The following is a 26758-nucleotide window of genomic DNA, read 5'->3' as shown; positions in this document are numbered from 1 at the left end:
CCTTTCGGACTAATTTGGTGTTTGGTCTGAAAAATATTCGTCTGCGTGGTAGGAGGAGCGAACGAGTGGACCTGAGGCAATCGTTTTGAATCCAATTTTGTATGCTTCCTCTTTCCAAAATTCAAAAACTTCTGGTCGAACAAATTCCTGAACTGGGTAGTGGGTCGGGCCTGGTTGGAGGTATTGGCCAATGGTGAGCATCCGAACTCCGTTCGAATAGAGATCCTCTAAACACTGTTTGACGTCCTCATCCTTTTCACCGAGTCCTAGAATCAGTCCGCTTTTCGTAAGAAATCCATGTCTTGCAATATGAGAAAGAACTTCCAGAGAACGTTTGTAGTTTTTTTGGGGAGTGATTGTGGGAAATAGTCGTTCCACAGTTTCGATATTATGATTGATGATATTGGGTTTTGCGGTGTAAAGAATTTGTAAGGATTCTTCCTTGGCCTTAAAATCTGGAATTAAAACTTCGATCGAACAAGTGGGAAGGTATGATTTGATTCTCGTAATGGTTTCTGCAAAGTGACTAGCCCCACCATCTTTTAAGTCGTCTCGGTTGACTGCCGTGAGCACCACATGGCGAAGTTCTAATTCAGCCACAGACCTTGCCACACGTTCTGGTTCTTCATGATCGAGAGGATTTGGTTTCCCAAAGGCCACATCACAATACTGACAACGTCTTGTACAGATATCACCAGACAACATATAAGTGGCTGTCCTACGATTCCAACAATGGTTGAGGTTCGGACAACTTGCAGATTCGCAAACAGTATGGAGTTTTTTAGATTCTACCTCTTCCCGCACTTTCGAGAGGGCATCTCCCTCTGTCGGGAAACTCACTCGCACTTTCATCCACTCAGGGTGGACTACTTTGGGGCTGATATTTTTAGAGCGAGGTTTCTTTTTTAGCGGATTCATACCTTCTTTAGACTTTTTGAAATGAGGCCACTTTGTAAAATGGAAAATCATGAGGATCAACGCATTTCTAGCCAAATTAGGTCTTGGTTCCCGTCGGAAAGTGGAAGAATTGGTCCTCGCTGGTCGGATCAAGGTAAACGGGAGTACCATCACGGATCTTTCCTTTCAAGTCTCCGAAGTCGATTCCGTCAGCTTTGATGGGAAATCTATCCAGATGGAAGAGGAATCTCTGAAACGACCGAAAATCATCGCTTTCAACAAACCTCCTGGTTTCCTTACTTCCCATGAAGATAAGTTTCATGAAAACACGATCTTCTCACTTTTGCCAGAAGGTTTCCAAAAATACAATTATGCCGGTCGTTTGGACTTGGATTCTCGTGGGCTTTTGCTTTTATCCATCGATGGGGATTTTATCCAGAAGGTCACCCATCCCAGAAATAAAATCGATAAAGAATATATCATTAGTTTGAAACAACCTGTAGCTTGGAAACCAATTGCCGATGAATTTATGTTAGGTGTTAGGGAGGGTGGAGAGACACTTCGTGCACTTTCTGTAAAACCTGCAAATGTTGTTCCAGAAAAAACCGCTCCTGGGTTTACGAGTTATCTAAGTATCATTTTAAAAGAAGGGAAAAAACGGCAAATCCGTAGGATGTGTAAAGCGAAAGATATGGTCGTTCTTGATCTTTATCGGATTCGGATCGGGAAACTCGATCTCAGAGATTTTGTTCTGGATGAAGGCAAATACAAAGTCGTCACCGAAGAGCAGGTTCTGGGAAAGCCGAGTGCTTAATTTGGTTGAAGAATCCAATCCGCTCATAAAATGGTGAGGTTAGGGGATTTGTGTTTTTGAAATCAAAACCGTTTTTATTATATCCAGTGGCTCTTTTTCTATTTATCTTTCTTGTAGATAAAATTTTCCTTTTGCCAGTCTTTCATGATGAATTTCTCCAAGCAGGTAATTCTGTTTTCTATTTTCAAAGAAAGGTTTTAGAAAAAAGACTTTTAAACGATCCTGAAGCCAAAATCAAAAACCTAGCCCTTGTTTTTGGAGACTCTCGTTCTTATCCTTTTTCGGAATTGGGAATCCCTGAACCTTATCATAAAAATTGGACTTTATACAACTTCAGCAGTCCCCAAGGAATTCCAATGAATTCCTATATCCAGTTGAAGAAGTTACTCGATTCAGGAGTGAACCCGGAGTTTGTAATTCTTTCGCTTAGTCCAGAAGCCTTTGATGACAATAAAGGTTTTATTCTTTCTCCATTTCTTCGTATGGGGTGTGATCAGGACTGTTTGGACATTGTATGGAAGGACATCCCTCTAAAGGAAAAATGGACTTATCTCTTAGACAAAGTTTTTACCATTCGAAGTGTAGAATTAAACTTATCACTTCTTAGTTCAAGACTCAAACGAGGGAAGCTAAGAGAATACAAATCTTTGTATAATGAAGAGTTCCAACTCATCAATTATACGAAAGGTGAATATTTGATGTATGGTGTACAATCCAACCCGGTGGAAAAAATTAGAAAAGACACTCTACGGATTGGAAGTTTGTATATGAGTTCCTATACTTTGGGAGAATCTCAGAAGCCTTATGTAGAAGCATTTTTGGAACTCACGCGGAAAAACAAAATCAAAACTCTGGTTCTTTGGCCAAAGGTATATGGTGATTATTATAAATACTATGAAAAGTTTCATGTAAAAGAAGTTTGGTGGGATCCAATTGAATCTCTGACCACTTCTTACGGAGCTTATAGTTTGAATTGGAACAAGGAAGGCACCTGTGATTTATTCAATGATGCTTCTCACCAGTCAGCATTTTGTTTTATCGATCAAATGAAGGAGATTTGGACAAATTACGCTGAAAAGTAGGTTTAAAAACATTCCCGTGGAGTGACCTGTAGGGCGGGGGTGGATTTTCTTTTTTTCCCGCATTTACCCGAGGTAATGACTCTAGTTGTGAACCCACTTGTAGTGAGTCATTTGATTCACCACCGAAAGTATCCGGTGGTGTGGTTTTAATTTTTTACCAGTTTAGTTTTTTAGAATCTTCTACAAACTTTGCAAGTCCACTGTCCGTGAGTGGGTGTTTGAAAAGCATTTCAAATACGGAATAAGGAAGAGTCACACAATCAGCACCGCGAAGAGCCACTTCTTTGAAATGGATGGGGTGACGAACAGATGCCGCAAGGATTTGTGTTTCGATTCCATAGTTGTCATAAATGTCTCGGATCTCAGAGATAAGTTCAAGTCCATCATAACCAATATCATCCAAACGACCGACAAAAGGGGAAATGAAACTAGCACCAGCTTTGGCTGCAAGTAATGCTTGGTTGGCAGTAAAACAAAGAGTTACATTGGTTCTGATTCCCTTTTCTGCAAATGCGTTTACTGCTTTGATTCCTTCTGGAATGAGGGGGACTTTTACGACTACGTTTTCTGCAATTTTAGAAAGTTCTAAACCTTCTTTGATCATGGTGGGTGCATCAGTTGCTAGGACTTCCGCACTCACGGGTCCTTTTACAAAACTACAAATTTCTTTGATGACTTCTGTAAATTTACGACCGGATTTTGCGATGATGGATGGGTTGGTAGTAATCCCATCAAGGAGACCAAGTTCATGGACTTTTTTAATTTCGTCTATGTTGGCTGTGTCTAAGAATAAATTCATTTTGCCTCGTCTGCTTGGCACTCAAATTGCCAAGCCTCACGAGACAGGGTAGCTATGGGATTAAATCCCGCAAGGTTTTTGTTTCTTGTACGCTGAAGAAATCGACATAATCCTTGGCAATGACCTCTTTGAGATTGGCAGAGAAATAATCAATTCGTCTTGTGTAAGGAGCTTTTTTGTATCCTTCTCTCCAAACTACGGCAAACCCACCGCGAGGAGGATTTTCTCTCCTTTCCACGAGTTCCCAAATAGCTGCCCCAGAAACTTTGTCATCACCGATGGCTTCCTTTCTAGGTTTTCCATATTTCTTTTCCATCTTCTCTTTGATCTTTTCCGAGGGAACTAGGTTGAAAGTTACACCTACAGAGAAAAGAATTCCATTTTCGCGAAATTCTGTCTGCCCATCAATGGAAGGGTCGGTTTCAGAACCTCCCTCTCTTCTGGGGCGGACTTCTTTTAAAAGTTCTGGAGTTTTATAAAAGCGGTAAAGATAGAAGATTCCGTTTCTTTTGATGAGAAGGCTTTCCTCTTTTTTTTCATTTAAGAGTTCGATTTTTTCCTTGGATTCGGGATTGGTCGCCATCGATAGAAATTTTTCGCGAACGGATTCAAAGGTCATTCCCCAAGAGGCTTCAGCAAATCCATCCAAACTATTTGGGATTTCTGTTTGGGCAGAAAGAATGCCAGGAAGGGAAAAAAGAAGGAAAATCAGGTATTTCTTCATATCATTTCTATCGGTCAAACGGAGAAAAAAGAGAACCGGTTTCTTACTTAAAATCTTCAGAGAAGGGGTCATCGCCCAAACCAAAGTCATCCGGTTCATCGGAAAAAGGGCCGTCTTCTTCCTCCCACTCGGAGGGTTTCGTTTCGGTTGTTTGGGAGGGGGACCCCCAGTCTTCTTCATAAATGGAAGTTTCTGCTTCTTCAAAGCTGACCCCAAAGATTGGTTCGCGATTCCAAAGGAAAACAAGAACCGGGATTTGTAAGAGGACGAGAAGGAGATAAAATAAAAAGAAAAGATCTCGGTCAAGGCCGTAGTGGACAGCACCCGCAGACAAATTTCCTAAGGCAAGACCCGAGAGAGCAGGTTTGGCTAAAGAAAGATAACTTTCTCCGCGGTAGGTGTCTTTTAAAAACGGAAAGGAAAAAAATAATGCCAAAAAGAAAATCGGCATATGGAAGATATGTTCAAAAGGCCCTGGTCCTTTTTCCCCAAGGAGGGAACCAAGTAAAGACCAAAGCCAAACAAAGAGGGCACAGGTAAAAAAGACCCCAGCTCCATAGAGCAAATTTCCTCCTGATTCTAATACATCCAAACAAATGCGGAAAACATCCCCGCGAATGTCCGTTAGTTCCTCTCTTCTGTAATTTGTTTTTGCCGAAAAGAATAGGATCTTAACGTAATAAACGATTACAGCAGTCACCAAACAAAAGAATGTGAGAAATAGGAGGAAAAGAAAAAATTCCATTAGTGACGGAAATGCCTCATTCCAGTAAAGACCATAATGAGTCCATGTTCGTCAGCTGCTTGGATGACTTCTTCATCACGTATGGATCCACCTGGTTGGATGATGGCCTTGGCGCCGACTTTCGCAATGGAATCAATTCCATCTCGGAAAGGAAAAAATGCATCACTACCCACATAAGATCCGACAACAGAAAGTCCTACTTTTTGTGCTTTCATAGCTCCGAGTTCCACCGAGTCCACTCGAGACATTTGTCCTGCTCCGATTCCAAGAGTAGAGTTTTGGTCGGTATATACAATCGCATTGGATTTGATAAATTTCACACAATTCCATGCAAACATCAAACCTTCTAAGTCATCAGCGGTGGGTTGTTTTTTGGAAACAATTTTTAGTTTGTCTTTGGTAATCAAATCATAATCACGATTTTGGATGAGAAGTCCATGGTGAAGGGAACGTAAATCTAATTCATCCAATGCTTCGTCAAATTTTGCGATGGGAATCAAACGAATGTTTGGTTTTTTGGAAAATATTTCTAAGGCTTCTTCTGAAAAACTTTCTGCGATCACACCTTCCACAAAATTCTTTGTGATTTCTTCTGCAGATTCTTTTTCCACTCGTCCATGAATTCCAATGATTCCACCAAAGGCAGAAATAGGATCTGTTTTTCTTGCGAGTTCAAATGATTCAAGGACTGTTTCTCCAAATGCAATTCCACATGGGTTTAAGTGTTTTACAATAGAAACTGCGTTTTTTGGGAGTAGGCTTGCCACGTGAAATGCCGCATCAAAATCTAACATATTATTGAAGGAGAGTTCTTTTCCTTGTAAGGCTTCGAACTGTGATTTGATAAATAGCGGTTCATAAAAGGCAGCGTCTTGGTGTGGGTTTTCACCGTATCGAAGTTTTTGTTTTTTGTTAAAAGCGAAAGTGATTTTATCAGGATATTTGATATCTAACTTTTTATTAAAGAAAGTGGAGATAGCTGAGTCATAAGATGCGGTTTCGGAAAATACTTTGGCTGCATATTTAAATGCTGTTTCACGAGATACTTTTCCTTTGTTTGCGGTAAATTCGGATTGGAAAGATTCGTAGTCTTTCGGGTCAGTTAATACAACTACGTTTTTGTGGTTTTTTGCCGCCGAACGGAGCATAGATGGTCCACCGATATCGATATTTTCAATCGCATCTTCGAGGGTGACATCTGGTTTCATCACTGTTTTGACAAATGGATATAGGTTTACGATCACAAGAGTGATGGGAACAATTCCATTACTTTCCATTTGTTTGACATGGTCGGGGTTTGTTGTATCGCCGAGAAGTCCACCATGGATTTTGGGGTGGAGGGTTTTCACACGACCATGTAGGATTTCTGGAAAACCAGTAAACTCATCTACCTTTTTTACCGGGATTCCCGCTTTGGAGAGGGCATCATAGGTTCCACCGGTGGAAAGAATTTCCACACCGTTTTTTGCTAGGAAGGAACAGATTTCCGTGATTCCAGCTTTGTCGGATACGGATACGAGTGCTCGTTTGATTTCGATCATTTTAGGATTTCTACCTTTCGTTCTTTGATTTTTAATTTATCTTCACAAAACAGTTGTATGGCGAGCGGGAGGATTTTATGTTCTTCCGCAAGGATTGCAAGGGATAGTTCTTTTTCATTCCATTCGGGGGCAATGGCAATCGCTTTTTGCAATATGATGGGACCCGTGTCCACACCTTCTTCCACAAAATGAACCGTACATCCTGCAACTTTCACCCCATAATCGAGAGCCTGTTTTTGAGAGTCTAGACCAGGAAATGCAGGAAGTAGGCTTGGATGGACATTGATGATTCGGCTTTGGAATTTACGTACAAATTCTGGTTTTAGAATTCGCATATACCCACAGGCCACAATGAGATCAGGATTTAGATTTTCCACAGCAAAGAGTAAATCTTTATGATAATCTGTTTTTTGTGTATAAGTAGCGTAAGTGACTACTTTTGTGGGAATTCCAAAAGATTTGGCAATACCCAGAGCCTTTGCCTCCGGGTTGTCTGTCACTAGGGCAACCAGGTCGAGCTTTAGCTTTTTTTTTCGAATGTACTCGACGGAAGCGGTAAAATTGGACCCTCTTCCCGAGGCCAAAAAAACGACGCGTTTTATTTTTCCCATGTGATATTCTAAGAATATTCACTTGGGTCATTAAGCAAGTATCCTTTTTGGTCGATGGGAATACTCAGGAGAAAAAAATGTCGCTTGCGAGAAAAACTGGTGCCTCTGCTTACAATGAATACAAAGCCAATGAGATATCTACCGTTAGCCAAATCAAATTGATTGTGATGCTCTTTGACGGGGCCATCCGATTCCTTGGTGTGGCCAAAGACAATATGACTCCTAGGAAGTATGATGTTGTGAACAATAATATCATCAAAACTCAAGATATCATTACAGAACTCTTGCTTTCGCTCAATATGGAAGAAGGGAAAGAAGTCGCAAATAATCTCCTGTCATTATACGTTTACTTGAAAAAAAGATTGTTAGAAGCCAATATGAGAAAGGACAAAGCAATCATTGAAGAATGTATTAAAATCCTCATTGAGTTAAAAATCTCCTGGGAAGAGTTAGAAAAAAAAGACACTCCGAATCCAAATACGGCACCAGGGGTAAGACCGACTGGAATTTCAATCACAGGGTAATTTTGTTTATTTATGATTTCCAGCAAACACTCTACTAAACAACTTTTAGAAAAGAAAATTCAATTATTAGATTCCCTGATTACTCATCTAAAAAGAGAAGAAGAGTTACTTTCTTATCGCGATGCAGATTCAGCAGTGAAGTTAGAATTCAAAAACGAAATCCTTGTCCGCAAATTGGAAGAGGTGGATCGAGAACTTTGGGAAAGACAAGAAAAGGAAGTTTATACAGCAGACGAGATTGGTATTTCAGAAACTGTATTTGAAAGGTTGGATGAAGCAAGAAACCTCCAAAACAAAGTTCAAGAATTACTTGTTTTTGAAATGAATGAGAGTAAAAAAGAATATTGGGAATTCAGTATCAAACGTAGATTAAAATCACATTTGATGCAGTCTTCTGGCCTCTCATGGACAAAAAATTACTGTTAAATGATTCCCTCCATTTTTTAGGTCTCTCACCAGGTTTCCTTGAGTCAGAACTTAAGGAAGCTTATCATAAGTTAGCGAAAAAATACCATCCAGATTCGGGAGAATTTACAAGTGATGTAATGTTCTTGGAGTTAAACAAACATTACGAATCTTTAAAAGATTACCTTCTCATTCATCCAGAAGAGGATACTAGTTTTCGGGAAGGGGTCGATGGATTTGATTTTTCAGAAAGTCCAAACATCACGAAACCATCGAAAGATCCAGTTTTTCATGAATACAAATTGGCAAAGGAAAAAGAAACGGAAGCCATTTTACGTTATTATGAAAAAAGAAACCTTCATCCTATCGAACTTTCTGAAAACTTAAATAAGGAACTTGTCCAACTCAGAAAGGATTTAGAACCCGTAATTTCTGTTTATGCTGAAATTGTCAAAAATCATACAAATAGCCTTTGGGCCAAGGACGCTAAAGATTCTTTAGAACGTCTACGAGTGTGGTGGAGTAAATAGAGTAAAAAAAACGCCGGAGAAAACTCTCCAGCGTTCTTTCGTAAGTGCTCTTCATTTACAAATGATCTGAAATTTTTAGACCACTTGTAAAACAAAATCCTAAAACACTTTGGTCCTTATGGAGTGGGAGCTGCTGCTTCTCCGCCCACTAAACCAAGAGAGATTTCAGGAATCCAACTGATAAGGATAAGACCAATGAGGAATAATCCCACGATCGGAGCCACTGATTGGATCACCTTTCCTAACGGCTGTTTGAAGATACCTGAGGCCACAAATAGATTCACACCCACTGGCGGAGTCAAATATCCAATTTCCAAATTCACAATCATAATGATTCCGAAATGAACTGGATTGATACCGTAATTGATGGCCATAGGAGCAAGGAGTGGTGCAAGAACTAGGATCGCACTCATGATATCCATAAACATTCCCACGATGAGTAAAAGTATGTTCACTCCAATGAGGAAAGTAACTGGGCTCGAAATCTGTCCAGACATAGTCGCAACTAAATTCTGAGGAATTTCGTTTTCGATCATGAACTTGTTCAAACTGACTGCCAAGATTAGAATCAGGAACAGAATTCCAAGCATCTCCGCACTTTCCGCCATAATCTTTGGAATCTTAGGGAAACTAAGTTCTTTATGGATGAATACTTCCACAATGATGGCATAAAAAACTGCAATCGCAGCCGATTCAGTAGCAGTAAAGAATCCAGAATAAATTCCGCCCAGAATCACCACTGGCATCAGAAGGGCAAGAATACCTTCCTTCCATGCGGTACGAATTTCTGCCCAGTCCCATTTCCCACGACCTACATTTCCGGCACGTAACACGGAGTAGATCATGAGTAGGGTCATTAGTAAAATTCCAGGTCCTATTCCCGCAATGAAAAGATCGGTTACAGAGACACCAACCATAATCGCATACACAATCATTGGAATACTCGGAGGGATGATGATCCCAAGAGTTCCTCCTGAGGCAAGAAGTCCCATTGAAAATTGAGTAGGGTATCCGGCCTTAGTTAAGGAAGGATACATGAGTCCACCAATCGCAATCAGAGTGACAGGTGAAGATCCAGAGATAGCAGCAAAGATTCCACAAGAAAATACCCCTGCAATGGCAAGTCCCGCAGGAATGGGAGCTGTCATGGCTTGGGCAATCCGAATGAGTCGTCTTGCGATACTTCCATGGGTCATCAAGTTTCCAGCGATGATAAATAGTGGAATCGCGAGTAGGATTTCTTTATCACCGGCAAAAAACAAATCTCCAATGATACTATTCAGTTCTTGGAATGACTCTAACGGAGGGTCCGGTAAAAAATAATAACAGTACACTGTGATCGCACCCATAAGTACAATCAAAGGTTGTCTGAGTAAAATTAAAGCAAGTAAGAGTAGGAGTATTCCCCAAGAACCCATTAGTGATTCCCCCTTGAGTTTGATTCAGAAAGTTCTGCTTCCGCAAGTTCCAATGCTTCTGTTGCTTCATTGATATCGGAAGGAATGAGTGCCGGAAAAATTCCATAACACAAATGTCTAAAACCCATAGAGATAAAGATGTAAGGAAAAATAACTTGTACTTTCCATAAGTGAATTTCTGTTACAGGATTCACTTCATCTAAACTGATACTTTCTAGAACATAAATGACTGATAGGTATGCTAGGAATAAAAAGAAAAAAGAAATTACCCACTGTTCTGCAACTTTCACATAAGGTAACAATTTTTTTGGTAATAATTTGTCTGCAATTTCGGGACGTAAGTGGGAACCTTTAGCACTCGCAAGTGCGGAACCAAATAATCCTCCCCATAACATAAAATAAAGGGAAAGTTTTTGTGCCCAAATGATTCCACCAAGACCGAGCCATTCTAAAAATCCGGAGGTTCCTCCGTGAATGGATTCAGCTATGTAAACACTCCAATCCCCAACGGCACCAGCAAGACTGGTTTTGGGATAGGCTTCTGTAATTTCCATAATCCAATTGAATACGGTGTCGATTACTTCTCGTTTCGAAACGTCAGCAATCATGAGAAGAGTGAGCAGAAGGAAACAAATCCCTCCCGCCCATTTCTCGCCGAAACTTAAAGTATTTAGAATTCGTTCGACGAATTTCATGTATCTATATCCTTCCTTAACTTATCCGCCGCAAGCTGCTTTGGCTTTTTGGATTTTATCGTAGATCTGTTTAGACTGACCTCCGATTTTACCCACCACTTGGCCGGAAACTGCATTGGCAGCAGACTTAAACCCTGCTAAATCAGCACTTGAAGGTTCATAAACTACCACATCTGCTTTTTTAAGAGTTGCGATCATATTCTTTTCAATCGAACGAACTGCTTGTCTTGCACCTGGAGCGAGTTTGTTTCCATCACCCATTAGAGTTTTCTTTTGTTCGTCGTTAAGAGTGTCCCAAAACTTTTTAGAGTAAAGGATGGCTGCGGGTTGGTAAATATGGCGAGTCAAAGTGAAGTATTTGATCGCTGTTTGCCATTCTGCTGCAAGTGTGAAAAGAGGAGTGTTATCAAATCCTTCTACCACACCAGTTTGAAGAGATGGTAAAACTTCTGGAATCGCAATTGGAATTCCACTCACACCTAGTTGTTTCCAATAAGCAATGTGAACTGGAGATTCTTGGATTCTGATTTTAACACCTTTTAAGTCTTCTGGAGTTTTTACAGGAGCAGATTTAGTTCCAATGGAACGATAACCATTTTCTGCCCAAGTAACAAAGATTAGACCTTTTGCTTCAAAAAGTTTACGGAAGTCTTCTTGTAAATGATCATCTAAAACGCAGTCTGCTTGCGCATAAGAACTGAATAGATAAGGAATTTCAAGTACGTTTAGTTCTTTGACAGTGTTTGCAAGAGCTCCGGCAGTTAGACCAGCACCTTGCAGTTTTCCACGGATGACTTGTTGGAGGATTTCGTTTTCTCCACCCATTTGTCCACCAGGATAAATTTTAAACTTAATTTGACCTTGTGATTCTGATTCAATTTTCTTTTTGATTTTGGCAAGTTCGTTCGCCCACGGAGATCCTTCCGGTGCTACTGTTGCCAACTTAACGGTTGTTTGAGCAAATAAACCCCCACTGATTGTGAGGGCTACACTTACACAAACTAAATACTTTAATTGTCTTAAAAACATCTAGTTCTCCTAGTTAATGCCTATAGTTCGTCTAGTAATTTCTTAGCTTTACGTTGTTCTACGATTTGATCTGCTTCGATTTCAGGAAGAGAAGCCGCTTTACCTTTGATTACATAATCTAATTGTTTTTTAAATTTGTCTTCGTTCCCTTTGAGGCTACTTTCTGCATACAATACACGTACGGCAAAATAGTTCGGGTGTTTTGCAATTGCTTCTTCAAAAAGTTTTGCTGCTAGTTTTTTGTCTCCTGTTGGAGAAAGAGCGTTACTTGCTGCATCGTATCGGAGTGTTGCAGAGTAGAAATACTCTTTACCCATTGATTTTTCGATTTCTTTCGCTCGATTGATCATGGCAGAAAAATTAGAACGGTTTGCGAGTAATGTAGTAAATCCTACTAAACGAGACCATTTTGCAAGAGATGCATATCTCCAGTAGAGTGCATCAATGTCTTGTGGGCCAAGAACATCTAAAGATTTTTCAATCGCTAGTTTTTCTTTGACTACTTTGTCTCTAAATTTTGCATTTAATGCTAGAGCGGCTTCACACCAGGTCACAGCAGCATCGTAAAATTGGATGGATTCTTCTTTTACTTTTTCGTCTGCATCGGCATCACCTGTAAGTTTTAACCAAAGATGTCCGTCACTTAAAAGATAGTTTCCTCGGCAAAGTAAAACTTTTACGTCAGAGTACTGAGGGTTCTCTGCCGCGAACTTTTCTAAACCAACAAGGGCAAGTCTAAGGTCTTGTTCGTTATGTCTGTTTTTCCAGAGTTTTTCAACGTCAGCAGGAAGTTTTGCTGGTGCCGTTGCTCTTTCTACGGTTGAGTCAGAGATTTTGGTTTGTCTAGATTTTCCGCAAGCAACAACAGAAACGAGTACGAGACCTGCCATTGCGATTTTTGACCAATGTTTTGTTTGGTACATTTTGTATCATCCTCCAAAAGATTGATAGAACATAGTGTTCTTTTTTATTTGTGTCCTCATGCTTTAGTACTTTGCCCTCTTTTAGAGTAATTCTAAAAAAGAACGCAAAGTTTTCCCATGATTCCGGAAAAAAATACACGCATTTGACTTAAATGCAAGAAAGTTTTATTTTAAGGGACAATAAGAGCGTTAGAGGGGATCGAAACCTTAAAGGAACTGGAGCTATTTTGAAGGTTGACCGAAAGTCCTAGGGTTCGCATGGCAATGTACGTTCCTGGGGTCAGGGTGGAAAAGATCCGACAGGATACCCCGGCTGTGTTGGCATTGGTTGAAGGATCGATTTCGAAGGTATATTCGATGGGTTGGACAATGGTGGCTTGGGCGAGCAGACAAGCGTCCCCGGCATTCAGGTCAGGCGGATTTTGGGCCAGGGTTTCTGTGGCTCCCGAATAAAGACGGTAACCTTGGAAGATAAATTCCGGGTTTTGAGCCCTCACTTTGAGGGTAAAATTGGAATTTCCGTTGTTTGTGATGGAAATTAAGGTAGGAGGAGCCTGGACTGAGGCGGTCGTGGAGTAATTTGTACAACCAAAACTAAAAATAACAAATCCGGCAAGAAGAAGCCGGGGCAAAAACAGAGCGATGTTCATTTTTCTCCTCTTGGCTCCTTTTGTTTCCTCCGCCACCAGAAAAATACAGCTACTACCACCGCAATTGCTACGAGTGTCAGGATGATGGTTTGGCCATTTCGCACCCAACCCATCAGTTGGTCAAAATTATGGGCCCCATAATAACCCAAATAAACCCAAATAGGCACAGAGATGAGAGCTGCAAACCCATCGGTCAAAACAAAACGAATAAAACTAATCTGTTTGGATGTGCCTGCTGTAAAGAACACGGGCATTCTGAGTCCAGGCATAAAACGCCCAAAAAAGACCACCCAGCGTCCGTATTTTTTGAATTGTTCCCGAACTTTATCAAATCGTTCTGGATGGAGGACTGTCCTTAGGATAGGTAGGGTGAGAGCTTTTTCGCCGTAATAACTCCCCAACCAAAAAACAAAACTATCGCCCAGTAATACTCCGGCCATTCCGACAAAAAACATAACATGCACATTGGCATAACCAAGGCCTGCAATCACTCCACCAGCGGTGAGAGAAATGTCTTCAGGAACCGGAAGACCAAATCCGCAAAGGATCAGAATTCCAAAAACGGCAAAATAACCGTATTGCATAAAAATGGAAACTAGAGTTTGTAGAAAGTCCATGAGGGATTTATACTGATTTTATGGTTTCGTTCAAAAAGGAAAGAGATTTATGAAGAAAGGGAGAAACGAGCTCCTTGCCGATGAAGAAAAAAACCTTGCTCCTTATGCTGTAAAGAGTAGAAATCCAGGGGAACGTGAGTATGGAGAACCTGAGCATCCATACAGACTCCCTTTCCAAAGGGATAGAGATCGTATCATTCATTCTCATGCTTTCAAAAGATTAGACTATAAAACCCAAGTGTTTGTCTATTCGGAAGGGGACCATTTTCGCAATCGTCTCACTCATACCTTAGAAGTAGCGGGGATTTCTAAAACGATCTCGAAAGTACTGGGTCTGAATGAAGACTTAAGTGAAACCATTGCTCTGGCTCACGATTTGGGTCATTCTCCTTTTGGTCATGCAGGTCAAGAAGCCCTTTCTGAATTAATGCGAGGAAAGGGCGGTTTTGAACACAACAAACAATCATTACGTGTGGTACAAAAACTAGAAAGACGTTATCCAGAATTTCCCGGACTCAATCTTTGTGGGGAAACTTTACTCGGAATCATGAAACATGGAGGTGATTATGAAAGGTCTGAACTTTTGGATGTACGCCGAGACCAAGGTCCCTCTCTGGAAGCAATGGTAGTGGATAGTTCTGATGAAATCACTTATAGCGCTCATGATTTAGAAGATGGATTGGAAAGTGGACTTCTTAAACTTTCTGACGTTAAAGAATTAAAAGTTTGGAAACGAATTGAAGATGCTCTTCCCAATATCAATTCATCGGATATTGATTCGGTTTCACGATCTGTCGGTCGAGTTGTGTTGAATTTGATGGTTTCTGATTTGATCGATAGTATCGACGAAGTCCTAAAAAAATTTTCCATCAAAACTAGAGAGGATCTCGCTTTAAGTTTTCAGAAACAAAATAAATTAGTTCAGTTCTCAGAAGAATTTCAAAATGAATTTAGAGAATTAAAATCTTTTTTATTTGGAAAACTCTATCGTCACCCAGAAGTGTCTCGGATGAGTGAAAGGGGAAAAGAAACTATATTTTTACTTTTTAAACATTTTGAATCCCATCCCGAATCCATTCCAGAGTCTTACAGGAAAAGAGAAGAAGAAGACGGTCGTATGCGTGTGATTTGTGATTATATTGCAGGGATGACAGACCGTTATGCGATTGAAAAGTTAAAACGCGAAGGAATCCTCTGGTTTCCTTATTAATAGAAAAAAACAATATGGCTTTAGATGATAAAAATTTTGGAGAAATTTGAATGTATCAATTGTATTCCAATTCTCGTTCCCCTTACAGTAAACGTGTTCATATCTATTTGGGGTATCGAAACCTTCCTTATGAAACTGTTACCGTCGCTTTGGAAAAATTGGAAAATAGAAAGAGACCGTTTTTACAAATCAATCCTTATGGAAAGGTTCCTGTATTAAAGGATGGTGACTTTTTACTTGCTGAATCACAGGCAATCATTCGTTATCTGGAAGAAAAACATTCCTTTGAATCTCCTTTTTTTTCGAAAGAGATCCAATCTAGAGCCCTTTTAAACCAAGCCATCCAACGTTGTGAATCCGAGTTTTGTTTTCCGGGAAGTGTCATTTATTTTACGAAGAAATTTGTTCCAGAAGAGAAATGGGATCAGAACCGAATGAAAGATTCTGGCAAACGCATTGGACGTCATTTCGATATTTTAGAAAAGATTTTGGAATCCAATGAATATTTACATGAAAACAGGTTTGGTATTTTAGAAGTTCTTTATGCACCTTTTATTCAAGACATTCAAATGTTGGAAATAAAGATACCTGTTTCAATAGAAAATTGGAGGAAACGTGTGTTGTCCGAACCAAGTGTCGCTAGAATTTTGGAGACTTAGGTTGGTTTGGGTTAAGTTGCTTTTCCATCAAGTTTGGAAAGAGTTTTTACTTTTTTAAATGGAACGCATTTTTTCCAAAAATTGATTTTGTAATGAATGGGAGAGTTCTTTCCAATTCTCGGCCCAATCCTTTGATCCTTCTGGGCCTACTTGGTTGGTCACTGCTAAATAGGCAGTGGCAGTGATTGAAAATCTGGAAACAATTTTGCTGATTCCAAAAAGTTCTAGGTTTTCTACTTCTAAATCTTTCCAGGAAGGTTCGGGAGGTGAATTTAATTCTTTTAAAGTGATGGTAGTGGGGGCGTTACCTTGAACGGTTCGAAAGGTTTTGTCCGGAACCAATTGATAAAACTCTGGGGATTCGGGAATTTGTTTAGATAATTTTAAAACATGGCCCAGTTCTTTCGTATAAATAATGTTTGGTGAAACGAAGGATTTTGTTGGAATCCCACTCCACTCGTAAGCCCCACAAGATCCAAAAAAAACAATATGTCTGATCTCTTTATTTCGAAAGAGATAATCAGATAAATTGACCGCTGCCTCCAAATTCCCAATCCCCATCACTTGGAGATGAGGAAATTTTCCCGAAGCCCGAAGGAGTCCAACTTCGCCTTCGAATGCCCCGGTAACTAGTGTTTGGTTAATGTTAAAGGGTAACAAGTCCTTCCGTTTCAGGATACCCATACATTAAATTTAAATTCTGTAAGGCCTGTCCTGCCGCTCCTTTCATAAGGTTATCAAGTGCGGATACAATGACGAGAGTGTTTCCTTTGATTCGAAATCCCAGATCCAAAAAGTTTGTATTTTGTATTTTTCTGATTTCTACTTCTTCAGGAGAGGAATACAATCTAACAAAAGGTTCTTTTGATGCTGCCACTTGAAATTTTTCTTCTACTTGTTTGGGATCAATTCCTTTTGGAAAAGAAATATAAATGGTCGCAAGGATTCCTCGATAAATCGGAAGTAGGTGCGGTGTGAAAAGAATTTCTTTTTCCTCTGTTCCTACAAATCCATACTCTTCCATTTCTGGTTCATGTTGGTGGGTGAGGATTTTATACGCTCTAAAGTTTTCATATACATTTGTATAAGCAAATTTGATTTCTTCCGTTCTTCCCCCGGCACCGCTGACACCTGATTTTGCATCGACAATGACTGGACCTTGGATTTCTTTTCTCAAATTTCCAAGTAGGGCGATAGGGAGAATGGCAGAGGTCGCATAACAGCCAGGATTCGAAACGAAGTTGGCATTTTTTAATTTCTCTCGGAAGAGTTCCGGCAAACCAAAAACCACTTGGTCCATGAGTCCAAACTCAGTATGGGAAAATTGGTATGCCTTTTCAAATTTAGTTTGGTTGTGGAGCCTGAAGGTTCCGGAAAGGTCTATGACCTTGCGACCTTCTTTTAAAAATTCCGGGGCTTTTTCGAGTGAGGCTTCATTCGGAGTGGCAAGGACAATTCCGGCATCCTTAGGGACAGGAGCATCATGTTTGTGAAACTTTAAATCTGGCAAATGACTCAAATCAGGAAAAACCTCACGGATATGTTTTCCATCGACTTGGTTGGATGTGACGTGCACTAACTCAAAACCTGGGTGGTGGGCAATGAGTTTTGTGAGTTCTTTACCGGTAAGACCACCAGCACCAATGATTGCCAATTTTGTTTGTTTCATAATAGGAACCAAGTCAAGATTTTGGGATGAGTCCGTAGTGTCAAATGGGTCTTTCGGGAGTTGGTTTGATTTTACCAGTTGCAGAATGAAAACCATCGATAAGAATTTGAGTTTGTATGATAAGATTACTTTTCTCTGTTCTGAAACTTGTTTTTGGGCTCCTAGTTTTGATCCCTCTCTGGCAATGCCAAAAAGAGAAACCTAACTATGAAGAAATTGCCATTTCCATTACGAATGAAGCCAAATCAAATTTAGTAAAAAAACTGACAGCAGCAATGGCAGAGGGAGGAACCAAACAGGCCATACCGTTTTGTAAATTGAATGCTGTTGGGTTTACAAACCAGCTCGGTCAGAAACATAAAGTCGAACTTCGCCGGATCACAAGTAAACCTCGAAATATCTCGAATTCTCTTTCCCCAGAAGAAGAGAAGATTTTTTTAGAAATAGAAAAATTAAAAACAAATGAAGGTGTATTTCCACACCAAACCCGAACGTCGGATGATTCTGTGACCTTTTACATTCCAATTCCTGTTATGGGTTTTTGCCTCCAATGCCATGGAAACTCCAATGAGATTCAGAAAGAGACAAAACAAATTCTAAACCAAGAATATCCCAATGATAAAGCCATTGGTTATAAAGTTGGGGAACTGAGAGGACTCTTTTCGGTAAAGTTTCCGAAATAAAGCCTTTGGGCAAGTGATAGTGATGAATCCAATTACATTGATCGCAGGCAATCGAGAGTTATGTGAGTTGGTATTGGAAAATGGCCTTCATGGTTTTCTAGTATGGGATACCGCAATCGGTATCGTGTATCCAAGTCCTGTCGCGTCCAAATCGATGGGAATGACGGAGGATCAATCTTTTCCGGCCGAATGTATTCTTACTCAATCAGGGGATCCTTTAGAATCTGCACTAGGTAAGAAGGGGTCGACTTTTGGCCGTATTTGTTTTGATCCAAGTAATAGTGCCGGATTTCCATTTCGTATGTACTTAAAAGATTTTAATGAATCTGGAAAAAGTTATGTAATCATTGTCCTCGACTCCAGTGTGGGGTTACAAAAAAATACAAGTCCTTATGTATTACAATCTACTGAATTAGCTAGAGATTTATTTTCTTCCTCTTTTCTTAGTTCCAGCATTGGAATGGAAATTGAAAATCCACATGGGGAAGTGATTGAAGCCAATCCAATTTTTTGTCAATGGTTGGGATATTCTGCGGAGGAGTTAAAAACTAAATCCATTTCCGAGATCACTCATCCAGAAGATTTAAAGTTAGAACTTTCTTTTTTAGAAAAACTAAATAGGGGTAACATCCAGAGTTTTCAAATTAAAAAACGTTATACTTCAAAAGATGGCAGTATGATTTGGGCGGTGTTAAACAAGTCCATCATTCGAGACCATTTAGGGAATCCTGTTTATTATCTATCCCAAATTTTAGATATCTCTGAGTCTTTACAAGCAGAGATGGAATTACAAAATCTATCTCGACTCCTCGACCAAGTGGCAGGCCTTGCAAAAATCGGTGGTTGGGATTTGGATATCAAAACTAATAAAGCCAGTTGGACAAATGTTACGAAAAGAATTCACGAAGTTGGAGATGATTTTATTCCCAGTGTAGAAGGTGGGATTCAGTTTTATCAAGTTGAAGAAAGTCGGAAGAAAATTTCGGATGCGGTAACCCTTCTTTTGGAAGAAGGGAAAGAATACGATTTAGAATTAGAAATGGTGACTGCCAAGGGGAACCAAACTTGGGTTCGGACTATCGGACGTGCGGAATATGAGGATGGAAAAATTGTAAAGATCTACGGAATCATCCAGGACATCAATGAACGAAAAAAATGGGAGATGGCGCTTGCCGCACAAACTGCCATTTTATGGTCTTTTGTGGAACATGCACCGGCCGCGGTTGCTATGTTAGACCAAGAAATGCGTTATGTAGCGCTTAGCCAACGATGGATTGAAGACTATCGGATTCATCTATCTAAAGAAGAAATCCTCGGAAAAAGCCATTATGAAATTTTTCCCAATATTGGCCAGGAATGGAAAGATATTCATTCTCGTGGTTTACGCGGTGAAGTTTTAAAAAGAGATGAGGATGTGTGGCGACCACCAGGTTGGGAAAAGGATCAAGTTTTACAGTGGGAAATTCGTCCGTGGAAGCAGTTAGGTGGTGGAATCGGCGGAATACTTATGTTTACCCGTGACATCACAGAAGCTTATGAAACAAAATTAGAATTAAAAGTCGCCAAAGAATTCGCGGAAAAAGCATACAGTGCGAAATCAGAATTTTTGGCCAATATGAGTCATGAAATTAGAACCCCACTAAATGGAATCATCGGTTATTCCGATCTACTTGCGGAAACACTAGAAAATTCTTCTTACAGTGAATATGCTCAAATTGTGAAACAATCTGCACATGCACTTCTTAATATTGTAAATGATATTTTAGATTTTTCCAAAGCAGAAGCCGGAAAATTACAATTAGCAGAAGAATCAAACGATCTAAAAAAAATGGTTTTGGAGGCGATTAAAATTATGAATATCCAAGCCATAATCAAGGGTTTAGACATTCATTTTCATATCGATGAAAGTATTCCTTCTTTACTGATGTTTGATTCCAATCGATTGCGGCAAGTTATATTGAACTTAATTGGAAATGCGATTAAATTCACTGAATCTGGTTCTGTAGAGTGTCAAGTAACACGTTTAGATTCTTTAGAGATAAATAAAGTGAATCTAAGAATTTCTATAAAAGATACTGGGATTGGAATCGCAAAAGAAAGCCAGGAAAAGATTTTTGATTCTTTCACTCAGGAAGATTTTTCCACTACGAGAAAGTTCGGTGGAACTGGACTCGGTCTTGCCATTTGTAAACAACTCCTGACTCTGATGAAGTCCCACTTACAATTAAAAAGTAAATTAAACGAAGGTAGTGAATTCTATTTTGATATCCACTTGAGAATTCCTGAATTTGATCCTGGGCTCAAACCATTGGAATCTGAATCGAAAGTGTCAGAAGTTGCGTTGAAGAATCGTTCCAAGTCTGGGGAAGCATTTAAGATTTTAATTGTGGAAGATAACTCAGTCAATTTAGGGCTGATGAAAAATTTTATCAAACGAATCCTACCAGAAGCAAAGATATTGGAAGCTCAAAATGGGGAAGAGGCGATCCAGGTGTTTCAAGAAGAGTTACCTTCGCTCATCCTAATGGACATCCAAATGCCTGTAATGAATGGCTATGATGCCACAAAGGCAATTAGAAAACTTGGCAACGGAGAGAAACTACCCATCATCGCAGTGACCGCTGGGATCATTGCGGGAGAAAAAGAAAAATGTTTTGAAGCCGGAATGGATGATTATATCAGTAAACCAGTCCAAAAGGAAAACTTAAAACAGGCACTTTTTAAGTGGTTGGAGTTTTAATCTACTCTTCGAGCTGGCGATTGGACTAATTGTCCAAAATTATAGGCTATTCTCCTTCGGAATCCCCGAGTTTGTTTTTATAAGAAACTTTCAGGCAGGGCTTTGTTAGTTTTATATCTCTTCGTTTTCCTCTTTCCTCCCTCAAAATCTGTTGTTTTTCCCATGCAGGATTAAAAACTGACCAGTTAGTCAACTTTTTTGTTTTAGATTCTAATTTTTGGGAATTCACGAATGCAAAACATTGCAAAATTCATCACCGATAAAACCCTTATCGTTCAGTTCATTTTAGTCCTTCTCGTTTTGATTGGATTTTCCCGTTTGGTTTCCATGCACCGGGAAGCCTTCCCGAATGTGGCCCTCGATAAAATTGTCGTTGAAGCTCCGTTACCGGGTGCCACCCCTGAAGAAATTGAACGACTGGTTGCCATTCCCATCGAAAAAAAATTAAGAGCAGTCGCAAAGATTGATAAAATTCGAAGTTATAACTTAGAAAATGTCAGTGTCATCATGATCTTCATCGTAGAAGGGACTAAGAATACAAAGAAAGTATTGGATGATGTTAAGGATGCCGTAGATTCCGTTCGTCTTCCTGATAACGCACAAAAACCAAAGGTACGTGAAATCACAACAGAAAAACAAGAAGTGATTAGTCTTGCTCTTTCCTTAAAGGAAGAATCAAATGATTCAATTTCCGACTATCGGAAGTTACGTGATGCAGCCAAAGATTTTGAAGATCGTTTTTTTCAAATTAAAGAAATTGCGGAAATAGAAAAAATTGGATATCGGAATCGGGAGTTCCTTGTGGAGGTTAGTCCTCAAGCCTTAAACGCTAAGGAAGTTGGTTTAAACACAGTTTTGAATGCACTAGGTTCTCGAAATATCAATATACCTTCAGGTAGATTAAAAGTAAACGGAACGGAATACCTCCTTCGAACAAGAGGAGACTTTGAAGAAGCTAAGGATATGCTTTCTGTTCCAATGCTTGGAAACGAATTTGGTTTTGCTACAGTTCTCAAAGACATTGCAAAGGTTGTGGATGGGTTTGAAGAAGAAAAGACCTATGAAAAGTTAAACGGTAAAAATAGTATTATTTTACGAGTTTGGAAAACAGACCAAGCCGATATCATCACCACTGCAGATACTGTGAAAACCTTAGTGTCTTCGGTTGAGGGAAATTTTCCTGAGGTAGAAACAAAAATTTATGATGATAAAAGTAGGGACGTTCGTCGCCAACTAGGTGATTTGATCTTAAATTTTGAAACGGGTCTTGTTCTAGTTTTACTATCTCTAATCTTTATTTTGGGTATGAGATTAAGTATTATGATTAGCGTTGCGATCATTTTTATCTTTCTTATCGCTTTTATTTTCCTAAAACAATTTGGATTTACCATCAATACCATTACTATCTTTGGAATGGTAATGGTTCTTGGTATGATGGTAGATAACTCAATCGTTGTGGCAGAAAACACATACCGATTGATGCAGGAAGGAGTAGAGAGAAGAGATGCCATCTTACAAACTTTTAAAGATGTACTCGTTCCGCTTCTTGTATCCTTTCTTGTCATTTCTGCTGCATTTTTCCCTCTTTTGTTTATGAGTGGGGTGATTGGAAAGTTTATTTTAGGAATTCCAGCAGTGGTTCTAGTCACTCTAGCTAGTTCCCTTTTGTTTGCTCTGGTATTTTTACCAAACTGGTTAAATAAATTTTTACCAAAAAAATTACAAAGTAAGACAAAGAAAGATGAATCCATTGAGGAAAAAGAAGGTGCATTTGGTTATGTGATTTCTGGATACAAAAGAACTATGACTTTTGCTCTAAAACATAGGGTATTTGTTTTATCTATTTTTACTTTTATTTTCTTTTTCACCTTATTTCTTGCGGGAAGATTTTTGCCTTTCGTGATGTTCCCATCGGGAAGTGAAGAAGATATCGAAATTAAAATTTGGATGCCTATCGGGACCACTCTGGAAAAAAATCTAAACCTCATTGAGAAAATGGAGCCAGTAGTGACCAAGATGGCTGGTCAAGATTTTGTCCACCTAAGAAGTCGAATTGGAATTCATGAAAATCCCATTACGGATCCAAAACCCGGTTTAGAAGTTCATAGATCTCACCTAACAATGAAGCTGGTGACTGCGGCTGATAGAAAAGAATGGGAAGATGCAAGGGCACTTGTAAAGAAAATTCGCGAATACATTGAGGAAAATAAAGTATCGGGTATTTTTCCCAAAGAAATGATTTATGATGTAAATGCAAAGATCAAAGGACCACCTGTTGGGAAACCGGTGAGTTTGGAAATCCGAGGAGCTGACTTTGATGTCATCCAAGAAATTGCAGACTTATACATCAAAGAACTAAAAAAGATGGATGGAGTTTCTGACATCCGCATCGACTTAGAATTAGGAAAAGAAGAATATCGTTTTTTTGTAAAAGATGAAATTGCGGGTAGAACCGATGTAAGTGCCAGAGACATAGCACGATCTGTGCGTACTGCATTTAATGGTGAGGTTGCTTCTACAATCAGTAAAGGTGAAGACAAAATCAATATCCTCGTTCGTTTTCCTGAAAAGGAAAGGCATTCTATGGCGAGTCTGAATCTGGTGAAAGTCGAGAACAGAAACCGAAGACTCATTCCATTAAACCAAGTTGCCTATTTTGGCAAAGACCGCGATTATTCCATGATCAACCGTCAAGACTTACAACGAGTGGTGCGCTTAGAGGCATCTGTTGATACGGATAAAATCACATCTTTGTATGTGAATCGTCAGTTAAAAAATATAGTCAACGTGGATAAATATGCAAAAGATAATTATTCAGTCATTTTTGGGGGAGAACAAGAAGATGCAGGTAAGTCTTTTCGTGACTTAGGGATTTCTATGTTGCTTGCAGTGGCTGTGATTTTTGGAATCTTTATTGTATATTTCAATTCTGTGGGAACCACAACAGTGATCATAGGTTCCATTCCTTTTGGAATCGTAGGTGTACTTTTTGCACTTATGACTCATGGAATGCCACTGAGTTTTATGAGCACACTTGCCATCGTAGCTCTCAGTGGATCGATCGTTGCCAATACTTTGATTTTGATCACTTTTATTGAAGAATTACGAATGCAAGGAATGTCGATAGAAGATGCGATCATCAATGGTGGTGCGATTCGTTTGCGTCCTATCTTTTTGACTACAATTAGTACTGTGATTGGTCTTGTGCCAAGTGCTTATGGAATACCAACACTTGATCCATTTGTGCAACCGCTTTCTCTTGCTTTTGGTTGGGGTTTGTTCTTTGCTACAGGGGTAACTTTGGTTTTTGTTCCCGTGTTATACCGGATCAAAGAAGACTTTAAACATATCTTTTCGAAAATTTCTTTCTCAAGAATTTTTGGAAGCCGTTAGTTTCTTAGAGAGTGAATCCTTGTTTAAGGTTTCACTCTCTTTTTTGTAAAATCTAAATTTTCTAAAAACTGTCTTATCCAAAATTTAACAATAAGACAGTTTAGTTTTCTGATAAGGACTCGTTTGCTTTTGTATAGTGTTCTGGTTTTAATTGGGATTTGATGATGAGTAAAGTAGTGGCAATGACTCCTGCATCATCAGTAAATCCTAGACCTAAAATGATATCTGGGATCGCGTCCAATGGGGAAATAAAATAGAGCAAGGCCAAGGCAATCGATGCTTTGGCTGTTAATGAAGTATTTTCATCGAGCAGGCAGTAATACATCGCTATCACATCTTTTAAAAAAGGGATTTTTTTTCCCACTTCTTTGATTTTTCTCCAGAAGTTGTTTTTTATGAATTGGAGTCTTTCGTTTTCTTCCATATCCCATTCATTCTAAGGTCATTTGTAGCTCGGAAGCAAGGGAAATTTACGTTTTCTTTGTATGGATATTTTCCCATCCTTTCAATAAAATCTGGAATTAAATTTATTTCTGTTTCATTTTCTGTAGCAGAGCCATTTTTTTTCGAAGTAGTTCCACAATCTTATCGTTTTTTTTGCCAATTGCAAAATCTAAAGCAGATGTATCTTTGTAATTTCTAGCAAATAAATTAGCATTAGTTTCAATCAGATACTCTGTAGCAGAGTTATGATCCTTATAGATTGAATACATTAGGGCAGTCATTCCATAATTATCTTTTGCATTTATATCGATTGAAAAACTTAGTAGGGTTTTTATGGATTCTAAATGCCCTTCTTGTGTTGCTATGATTAATGCAGTTCTTCCATATATATCTTTGATTTCAGGATTGGCTTTGGCTTTCAGTAAAATTTCTATTGCTTGCGTTTGATTTTTTTTAGCAGCGTACATCAAAGGGGTCATTCCATCTTTATCCTTCGTATTCAAGTCTGCACCACCCGAAACCAAAAGTTGGATAAAGTCTGTTTTGTTTTTCTTTGATGCATCAATTAATGCAGTTAATCCGTCTTCATCTTTCGCCTCTAAATCTATTTTTGCATCAATCAAAAGTTTTGCGATTTCTAGCCGGTCTTTGTCGATTGCAATGGTCAAAGCATTCCATGTATATTTATCAAATAAATTCAAATTTGCTTTTTTCTCTATCAGTATCTTGGTGACTTCTGGTCGACCCATGGTGCTTGCATATAAAAGTGAATTTGAACCTTCTTTGTCTTTTTCATCGATATTGGCACCATGTTGGAGTAGGGTTTTGACAATTTCTGTGTGACCGTTGTGGGCTGCACAAATTAGGGGAGAAAAACCGAAACTATTTCTTTCGTTTACTGAGGCACCTGCTTTAATTAAAGAGATTACAATTTCTGTGTGACCAAAACAAGAAGCTAGGTGGAGTGCAGAATTTCCTATTCTGTCTTGGGAATGGATGTCTACCTTATTTTCAATGAGAAGGTTTACAATTTCCGTATTCCCCTGGTTGATGGCATCATAAAGAAAGGAATGCCCGTTCATATCCTCCCAGTTGACATCTACTTTTTTGATATAACGTTTGAATAGGTTTTGATTGTTTTGGATGATCGCACCTTTAACTGTATAAGTATTACAATATAAAAGCGAAAAACTTAAAACGACTAGAAGGTATAGTTTCACTTACTTCTCTCCATGTTCTAATAAAAGGATCATTACTTCTGATTGGCCATATTCTGCGGCAAAGTCTTCCACCGTACGATCATTTTTGTCTTTTAAGTTCAGATTGCTGTTTTTTTCCAATAGCAATTTGAAAATTTCATGCCTTCCATTTTTGGCAGCGTACATGATGGCTGTCATACCCTGATTGTCCTGCATATTCACATCGGAACCAAGTGATAAAACAAGTTTTGTGATTTCTAGATAACCTTTCAGGGAGGACAACATTAAAGGGGTGAGTCCTGAATTACCTGCAATATTTGGATCGGGATTGTGTTGCACTAATAGTTTAATGATTTCCAGATTTCCATTCGTGCTTGCTATGGCTAAAGGGGTAACATTTAGATTAGTCCTTGTATTTATATCTGCTTTGGCTTCTAACAAAATTTTTGTAACTTCTATATATCTGTTTTTTATAGCCCAAAATAATGCAGTTTTGCCTTCGTTGTCTTTTGCTTCTATGTTGGCGTTAGCTTTGATTAGGAGTTTAACAATTTCTGCAAATCCGAATTTTGCTGCCAGAATGATCGGTGTTTCTCCGCTAAAACTTGCATTTTCTGTATTAGTCTTTTCATTTAAATAGATCCTAACTTTTTTGATTTCACCTATAGAAGCTGCAATTCTTAGGTTTCTCGAATTACATTGGTAGGTAAAAAAAAGTATAAACAATACAAGGATAAAAAGTAACTTCTGTTTCATA

The 26758-nt window shown here is 39.1% G+C and carries 27 protein-coding genes; 10 read left to right on the top strand and 17 right to left on the bottom strand.

Annotated features, from left to right (window positions below):
* Window positions 1-9 precede the first annotated feature (9 nt).
* Entirely contained in the window at window positions 10-918 is a 909-nt protein-coding gene (gene lipA / locus CH361_RS07845) for a lipoyl synthase (protein ID WP_208861407.1), read from the bottom strand.
* A 49-nt stretch (window positions 919-967) separates the two neighbouring features.
* On the opposite strand from lipA, the gene CH361_RS07840 reads away from it, so the two are divergent.
* On the top strand, window positions 968-1711 hold the full coding sequence (locus tag CH361_RS07840) for a pseudouridine synthase (RefSeq protein ID WP_100790272.1): 744 nt from the start codon (window positions 968-970) through the stop codon (window positions 1709-1711).
* A 56-nt stretch (window positions 1712-1767) separates the two neighbouring features.
* Window positions 1768-2793, top strand: coding sequence for a DUF1574 domain-containing protein (locus CH361_RS07835; protein WP_100790512.1), 1026 nt, complete (start codon window positions 1768-1770; stop codon window positions 2791-2793).
* Between the two features lie 154 nt (window positions 2794-2947).
* On the opposite strand, the gene fsa is transcribed toward CH361_RS07835, so the two are convergent.
* From fsa to purN, 5 genes are read right to left on the bottom strand one after another with little or no spacing between them, the layout of a single operon-like run.
* Complete coding sequence (gene fsa, locus CH361_RS07830; RefSeq protein ID WP_100790271.1) at window positions 2948-3592, bottom strand: fructose-6-phosphate aldolase; 645 nt, start codon at window positions 3590-3592, stop codon at window positions 2948-2950.
* Window positions 3593-3644: 52 nt separating this feature from the next.
* A complete protein-coding gene (locus CH361_RS07825) occupies window positions 3645-4316 on the bottom strand; it encodes a hypothetical protein (protein ID WP_100790511.1) in 672 nt (223 codons plus the stop codon).
* 43 nt (window positions 4317-4359) lie between these two features.
* Entirely contained in the window at window positions 4360-5061 is a 702-nt protein-coding gene (locus CH361_RS07820; protein WP_100790270.1) for a hypothetical protein, read from the bottom strand.
* Window positions 5061-6602, bottom strand: coding sequence for a bifunctional phosphoribosylaminoimidazolecarboxamide formyltransferase/IMP cyclohydrolase (gene purH / locus CH361_RS07815; protein ID WP_100790269.1), 1542 nt, complete (start codon window positions 6600-6602; stop codon window positions 5061-5063). The genes CH361_RS07820 and purH overlap by 1 nt, the downstream gene beginning before the upstream one ends.
* Window positions 6599-7213, bottom strand: a complete 615-nt coding sequence (gene purN, locus CH361_RS07810) for a phosphoribosylglycinamide formyltransferase (RefSeq protein ID WP_100790268.1) — start codon at window positions 7211-7213, stop codon at window positions 6599-6601. Before purN ends, purH begins: the two co-directional genes overlap by 4 nt.
* A gap of 77 nt (window positions 7214-7290) precedes the next feature.
* On the opposite strand from purN, the gene fliS reads away from it, so the two are divergent.
* The 3 genes from fliS to CH361_RS07795 are packed head-to-tail and all read left to right on the top strand — an operon-like array spanning window position 7291 to window position 8672.
* Window positions 7291-7737 carry a flagellar export chaperone FliS gene (fliS, locus tag CH361_RS07805; protein WP_100790267.1) on the top strand — a complete coding sequence of 149 codons (447 nt, stop codon included), beginning with the start codon at window positions 7291-7293 and terminating at the stop codon, window positions 7735-7737.
* A gap of 12 nt (window positions 7738-7749) precedes the next feature.
* On the top strand, window positions 7750-8163 hold the full coding sequence (locus CH361_RS07800) for a flagellar protein FlgN (protein ID WP_100790266.1): 414 nt from the start codon (window positions 7750-7752) through the stop codon (window positions 8161-8163).
* A complete protein-coding gene (locus tag CH361_RS07795; RefSeq protein ID WP_100790265.1) occupies window positions 8142-8672 on the top strand; it encodes a J domain-containing protein in 531 nt (176 codons plus the stop codon). Before CH361_RS07800 ends, CH361_RS07795 begins: the two co-directional genes overlap by 22 nt.
* Window positions 8673-8788: 116 nt before the next feature.
* Here CH361_RS07795 and CH361_RS07790 read toward each other — a convergent pair whose 3' ends face one another.
* From CH361_RS07790 to CH361_RS07765, 6 genes are all read right to left on the bottom strand, one after another.
* Window positions 8789-10090 carry a TRAP transporter large permease gene (locus CH361_RS07790; RefSeq protein WP_100790264.1) on the bottom strand — a complete coding sequence of 434 codons (1302 nt, stop codon included), beginning with the start codon at window positions 10088-10090 and terminating at the stop codon, window positions 8789-8791.
* Window positions 10090-10785 (bottom strand): TRAP transporter small permease, encoded by a 696-nt coding sequence (locus tag CH361_RS07785; protein WP_100790263.1) that lies wholly within the window; start codon window positions 10783-10785, stop codon window positions 10090-10092. Before CH361_RS07785 ends, CH361_RS07790 begins: the two co-directional genes overlap by 1 nt.
* Window positions 10786-10806: 21 nt before the next feature.
* Entirely contained in the window at window positions 10807-11814 is a 1008-nt protein-coding gene (gene dctP, locus CH361_RS07780) for a TRAP transporter substrate-binding protein DctP (protein ID WP_100790262.1), read from the bottom strand.
* Between the two features lie 20 nt (window positions 11815-11834).
* Window positions 11835-12737, bottom strand: coding sequence for a TRAP transporter TatT component family protein (locus CH361_RS07775; RefSeq protein ID WP_100790261.1), 903 nt, complete (start codon window positions 12735-12737; stop codon window positions 11835-11837).
* A 170-nt stretch (window positions 12738-12907) separates the two neighbouring features.
* Window positions 12908-13387: an LIC11661 family lipoprotein gene (locus CH361_RS07770; RefSeq protein ID WP_100790260.1), complete on the bottom strand. Its 480-nt coding sequence runs from the start codon at window positions 13385-13387 to the stop codon at window positions 12908-12910.
* Entirely contained in the window at window positions 13384-14004 is a 621-nt protein-coding gene (locus CH361_RS07765; RefSeq protein WP_100790259.1) for a DedA family protein, read from the bottom strand. The genes CH361_RS07770 and CH361_RS07765 overlap by 4 nt, the downstream gene beginning before the upstream one ends.
* A 49-nt stretch (window positions 14005-14053) precedes the next feature.
* Here CH361_RS07765 and CH361_RS07760 point away from each other — a divergent pair, with 49 nt between their 5' ends.
* Window positions 14054-15214, top strand: a complete 1161-nt coding sequence (locus tag CH361_RS07760) for a deoxyguanosinetriphosphate triphosphohydrolase (protein ID WP_100790258.1) — start codon at window positions 14054-14056, stop codon at window positions 15212-15214.
* Window positions 15215-15264: 50 nt separating this feature from the next.
* Window positions 15265-15873: a glutathione S-transferase family protein gene (locus CH361_RS07755; protein ID WP_100790257.1), complete on the top strand. Its 609-nt coding sequence runs from the start codon at window positions 15265-15267 to the stop codon at window positions 15871-15873.
* A 54-nt stretch (window positions 15874-15927) separates the two neighbouring features.
* Here CH361_RS07755 and CH361_RS07750 read toward each other — a convergent pair whose 3' ends face one another.
* On the bottom strand, window positions 15928-16533 hold the full coding sequence (locus CH361_RS07750; protein WP_100790256.1) for a phosphorylase: 606 nt from the start codon (window positions 16531-16533) through the stop codon (window positions 15928-15930).
* A complete protein-coding gene (gene argC / locus CH361_RS07745; protein WP_100790510.1) occupies window positions 16520-17542 on the bottom strand; it encodes an N-acetyl-gamma-glutamyl-phosphate reductase in 1023 nt (340 codons plus the stop codon). Before argC ends, CH361_RS07750 begins: the two co-directional genes overlap by 14 nt.
* A 116-nt stretch (window positions 17543-17658) precedes the next feature.
* Between argC and CH361_RS07740 the strand changes: the two genes are divergently transcribed.
* From CH361_RS07740 to CH361_RS07725, 3 genes are all read left to right on the top strand, one after another.
* Window positions 17659-18225, top strand: coding sequence for a Tll0287-like domain-containing protein (locus CH361_RS07740; protein WP_100790255.1), 567 nt, complete (start codon window positions 17659-17661; stop codon window positions 18223-18225).
* 22 nt (window positions 18226-18247) lie between these two features.
* Window positions 18248-20965: a PAS domain S-box protein gene (locus CH361_RS07735; RefSeq protein ID WP_100790254.1), complete on the top strand. Its 2718-nt coding sequence runs from the start codon at window positions 18248-18250 to the stop codon at window positions 20963-20965.
* Between the two features lie 231 nt (window positions 20966-21196).
* The gene (locus CH361_RS07725) at window positions 21197-24358 is read left to right on the top strand and encodes an efflux RND transporter permease subunit (RefSeq protein ID WP_100790252.1); all 3162 of its coding nucleotides are present in this window, start codon (window positions 21197-21199) and stop codon (window positions 24356-24358) included.
* A gap of 100 nt (window positions 24359-24458) precedes the next feature.
* Here CH361_RS07725 and CH361_RS07720 read toward each other — a convergent pair whose 3' ends face one another.
* The 3 genes from CH361_RS07720 to CH361_RS07710 all read right to left on the bottom strand — a co-directional run bounded on the left by CH361_RS07720 (window position 24459) and on the right by CH361_RS07710 (window position 26757).
* Window positions 24459-24782 (bottom strand): YkvA family protein, encoded by a 324-nt coding sequence (locus CH361_RS07720; protein ID WP_100790251.1) that lies wholly within the window; start codon window positions 24780-24782, stop codon window positions 24459-24461.
* A gap of 103 nt (window positions 24783-24885) precedes the next feature.
* Window positions 24886-26022 carry an ankyrin repeat domain-containing protein gene (locus CH361_RS07715; RefSeq protein WP_100790250.1) on the bottom strand — a complete coding sequence of 379 codons (1137 nt, stop codon included), beginning with the start codon at window positions 26020-26022 and terminating at the stop codon, window positions 24886-24888.
* On the bottom strand, window positions 26023-26757 hold the full coding sequence (locus tag CH361_RS07710) for an ankyrin repeat domain-containing protein (protein ID WP_100790249.1): 735 nt from the start codon (window positions 26755-26757) through the stop codon (window positions 26023-26025).
* Window position 26758: the final 1 nt, after the last annotated feature.

The organism is Leptospira brenneri (assembly GCF_002812125.1).
In the GTDB taxonomy this organism is placed as follows: Bacteria; Spirochaetota; Leptospiria; order Leptospirales; family Leptospiraceae; genus Leptospira_A; species Leptospira_A brenneri.
The sequence above is the reverse complement of the archived record's forward strand: the minus strand, read 5'-3'. Positions and strand labels throughout refer to the sequence as shown.

Excerpts from the sequence above, each read along its gene's own strand:
- lipA (WP_208861407.1), bottom strand. The coding sequence starts at position 918 with ATGAATCCGCTAAAAAAGAAACCTCGCTCTAAAAATATCAGCCCCAAA.
- CH361_RS07840 (WP_100790272.1), top strand. The coding sequence starts at position 968 with ATGAGGATCAACGCATTTCTAGCCAAATTAGGTCTTGGTTCCCGTCGG.
- fsa (WP_100790271.1), bottom strand. The coding sequence starts at position 3,592 with ATGAATTTATTCTTAGACACAGCCAACATAGACGAAATTAAAAAAGTC.
- CH361_RS07825 (WP_100790511.1), bottom strand. The coding sequence starts at position 4,316 with ATGAAGAAATACCTGATTTTCCTTCTTTTTTCCCTTCCTGGCATTCTT.
- CH361_RS07820 (WP_100790270.1), bottom strand. The coding sequence starts at position 5,061 with ATGGAATTTTTTCTTTTCCTCCTATTTCTCACATTCTTTTGTTTGGTG.
- purH (WP_100790269.1), bottom strand. The coding sequence starts at position 6,602 with ATGATCGAAATCAAACGAGCACTCGTATCCGTATCCGACAAAGCTGGA.
- purN (WP_100790268.1), bottom strand. The coding sequence starts at position 7,213 with ATGGGAAAAATAAAACGCGTCGTTTTTTTGGCCTCGGGAAGAGGGTCC.
- fliS (WP_100790267.1), top strand. The coding sequence starts at position 7,291 with ATGTCGCTTGCGAGAAAAACTGGTGCCTCTGCTTACAATGAATACAAA.
- CH361_RS07800 (WP_100790266.1), top strand. The coding sequence starts at position 7,750 with ATGATTTCCAGCAAACACTCTACTAAACAACTTTTAGAAAAGAAAATT.
- CH361_RS07795 (WP_100790265.1), top strand. The coding sequence starts at position 8,142 with ATGGACAAAAAATTACTGTTAAATGATTCCCTCCATTTTTTAGGTCTC.
- CH361_RS07790 (WP_100790264.1), bottom strand. The coding sequence starts at position 10,090 with ATGGGTTCTTGGGGAATACTCCTACTCTTACTTGCTTTAATTTTACTC.
- CH361_RS07785 (WP_100790263.1), bottom strand. The coding sequence starts at position 10,785 with ATGAAATTCGTCGAACGAATTCTAAATACTTTAAGTTTCGGCGAGAAA.
- dctP (WP_100790262.1), bottom strand. The coding sequence starts at position 11,814 with ATGTTTTTAAGACAATTAAAGTATTTAGTTTGTGTAAGTGTAGCCCTC.
- CH361_RS07775 (WP_100790261.1), bottom strand. The coding sequence starts at position 12,737 with ATGTACCAAACAAAACATTGGTCAAAAATCGCAATGGCAGGTCTCGTA.
- CH361_RS07770 (WP_100790260.1), bottom strand. The coding sequence starts at position 13,387 with ATGAACATCGCTCTGTTTTTGCCCCGGCTTCTTCTTGCCGGATTTGTT.
- CH361_RS07765 (WP_100790259.1), bottom strand. The coding sequence starts at position 14,004 with ATGGACTTTCTACAAACTCTAGTTTCCATTTTTATGCAATACGGTTAT.
- CH361_RS07760 (WP_100790258.1), top strand. The coding sequence starts at position 14,054 with ATGAAGAAAGGGAGAAACGAGCTCCTTGCCGATGAAGAAAAAAACCTT.
- CH361_RS07755 (WP_100790257.1), top strand. The coding sequence starts at position 15,265 with ATGTATCAATTGTATTCCAATTCTCGTTCCCCTTACAGTAAACGTGTT.
- argC (WP_100790510.1), bottom strand. The coding sequence starts at position 17,542 with ATGAAACAAACAAAATTGGCAATCATTGGTGCTGGTGGTCTTACCGGT.
- CH361_RS07740 (WP_100790255.1), top strand. The coding sequence starts at position 17,659 with ATGATAAGATTACTTTTCTCTGTTCTGAAACTTGTTTTTGGGCTCCTA.
- CH361_RS07735 (WP_100790254.1), top strand. The coding sequence starts at position 18,248 with ATGAATCCAATTACATTGATCGCAGGCAATCGAGAGTTATGTGAGTTG.
- CH361_RS07725 (WP_100790252.1), top strand. The coding sequence starts at position 21,197 with ATGCAAAACATTGCAAAATTCATCACCGATAAAACCCTTATCGTTCAG.
- CH361_RS07720 (WP_100790251.1), bottom strand. The coding sequence starts at position 24,782 with ATGGAAGAAAACGAAAGACTCCAATTCATAAAAAACAACTTCTGGAGA.
- CH361_RS07710 (WP_100790249.1), bottom strand. The coding sequence starts at position 26,757 with ATGAAACAGAAGTTACTTTTTATCCTTGTATTGTTTATACTTTTTTTT.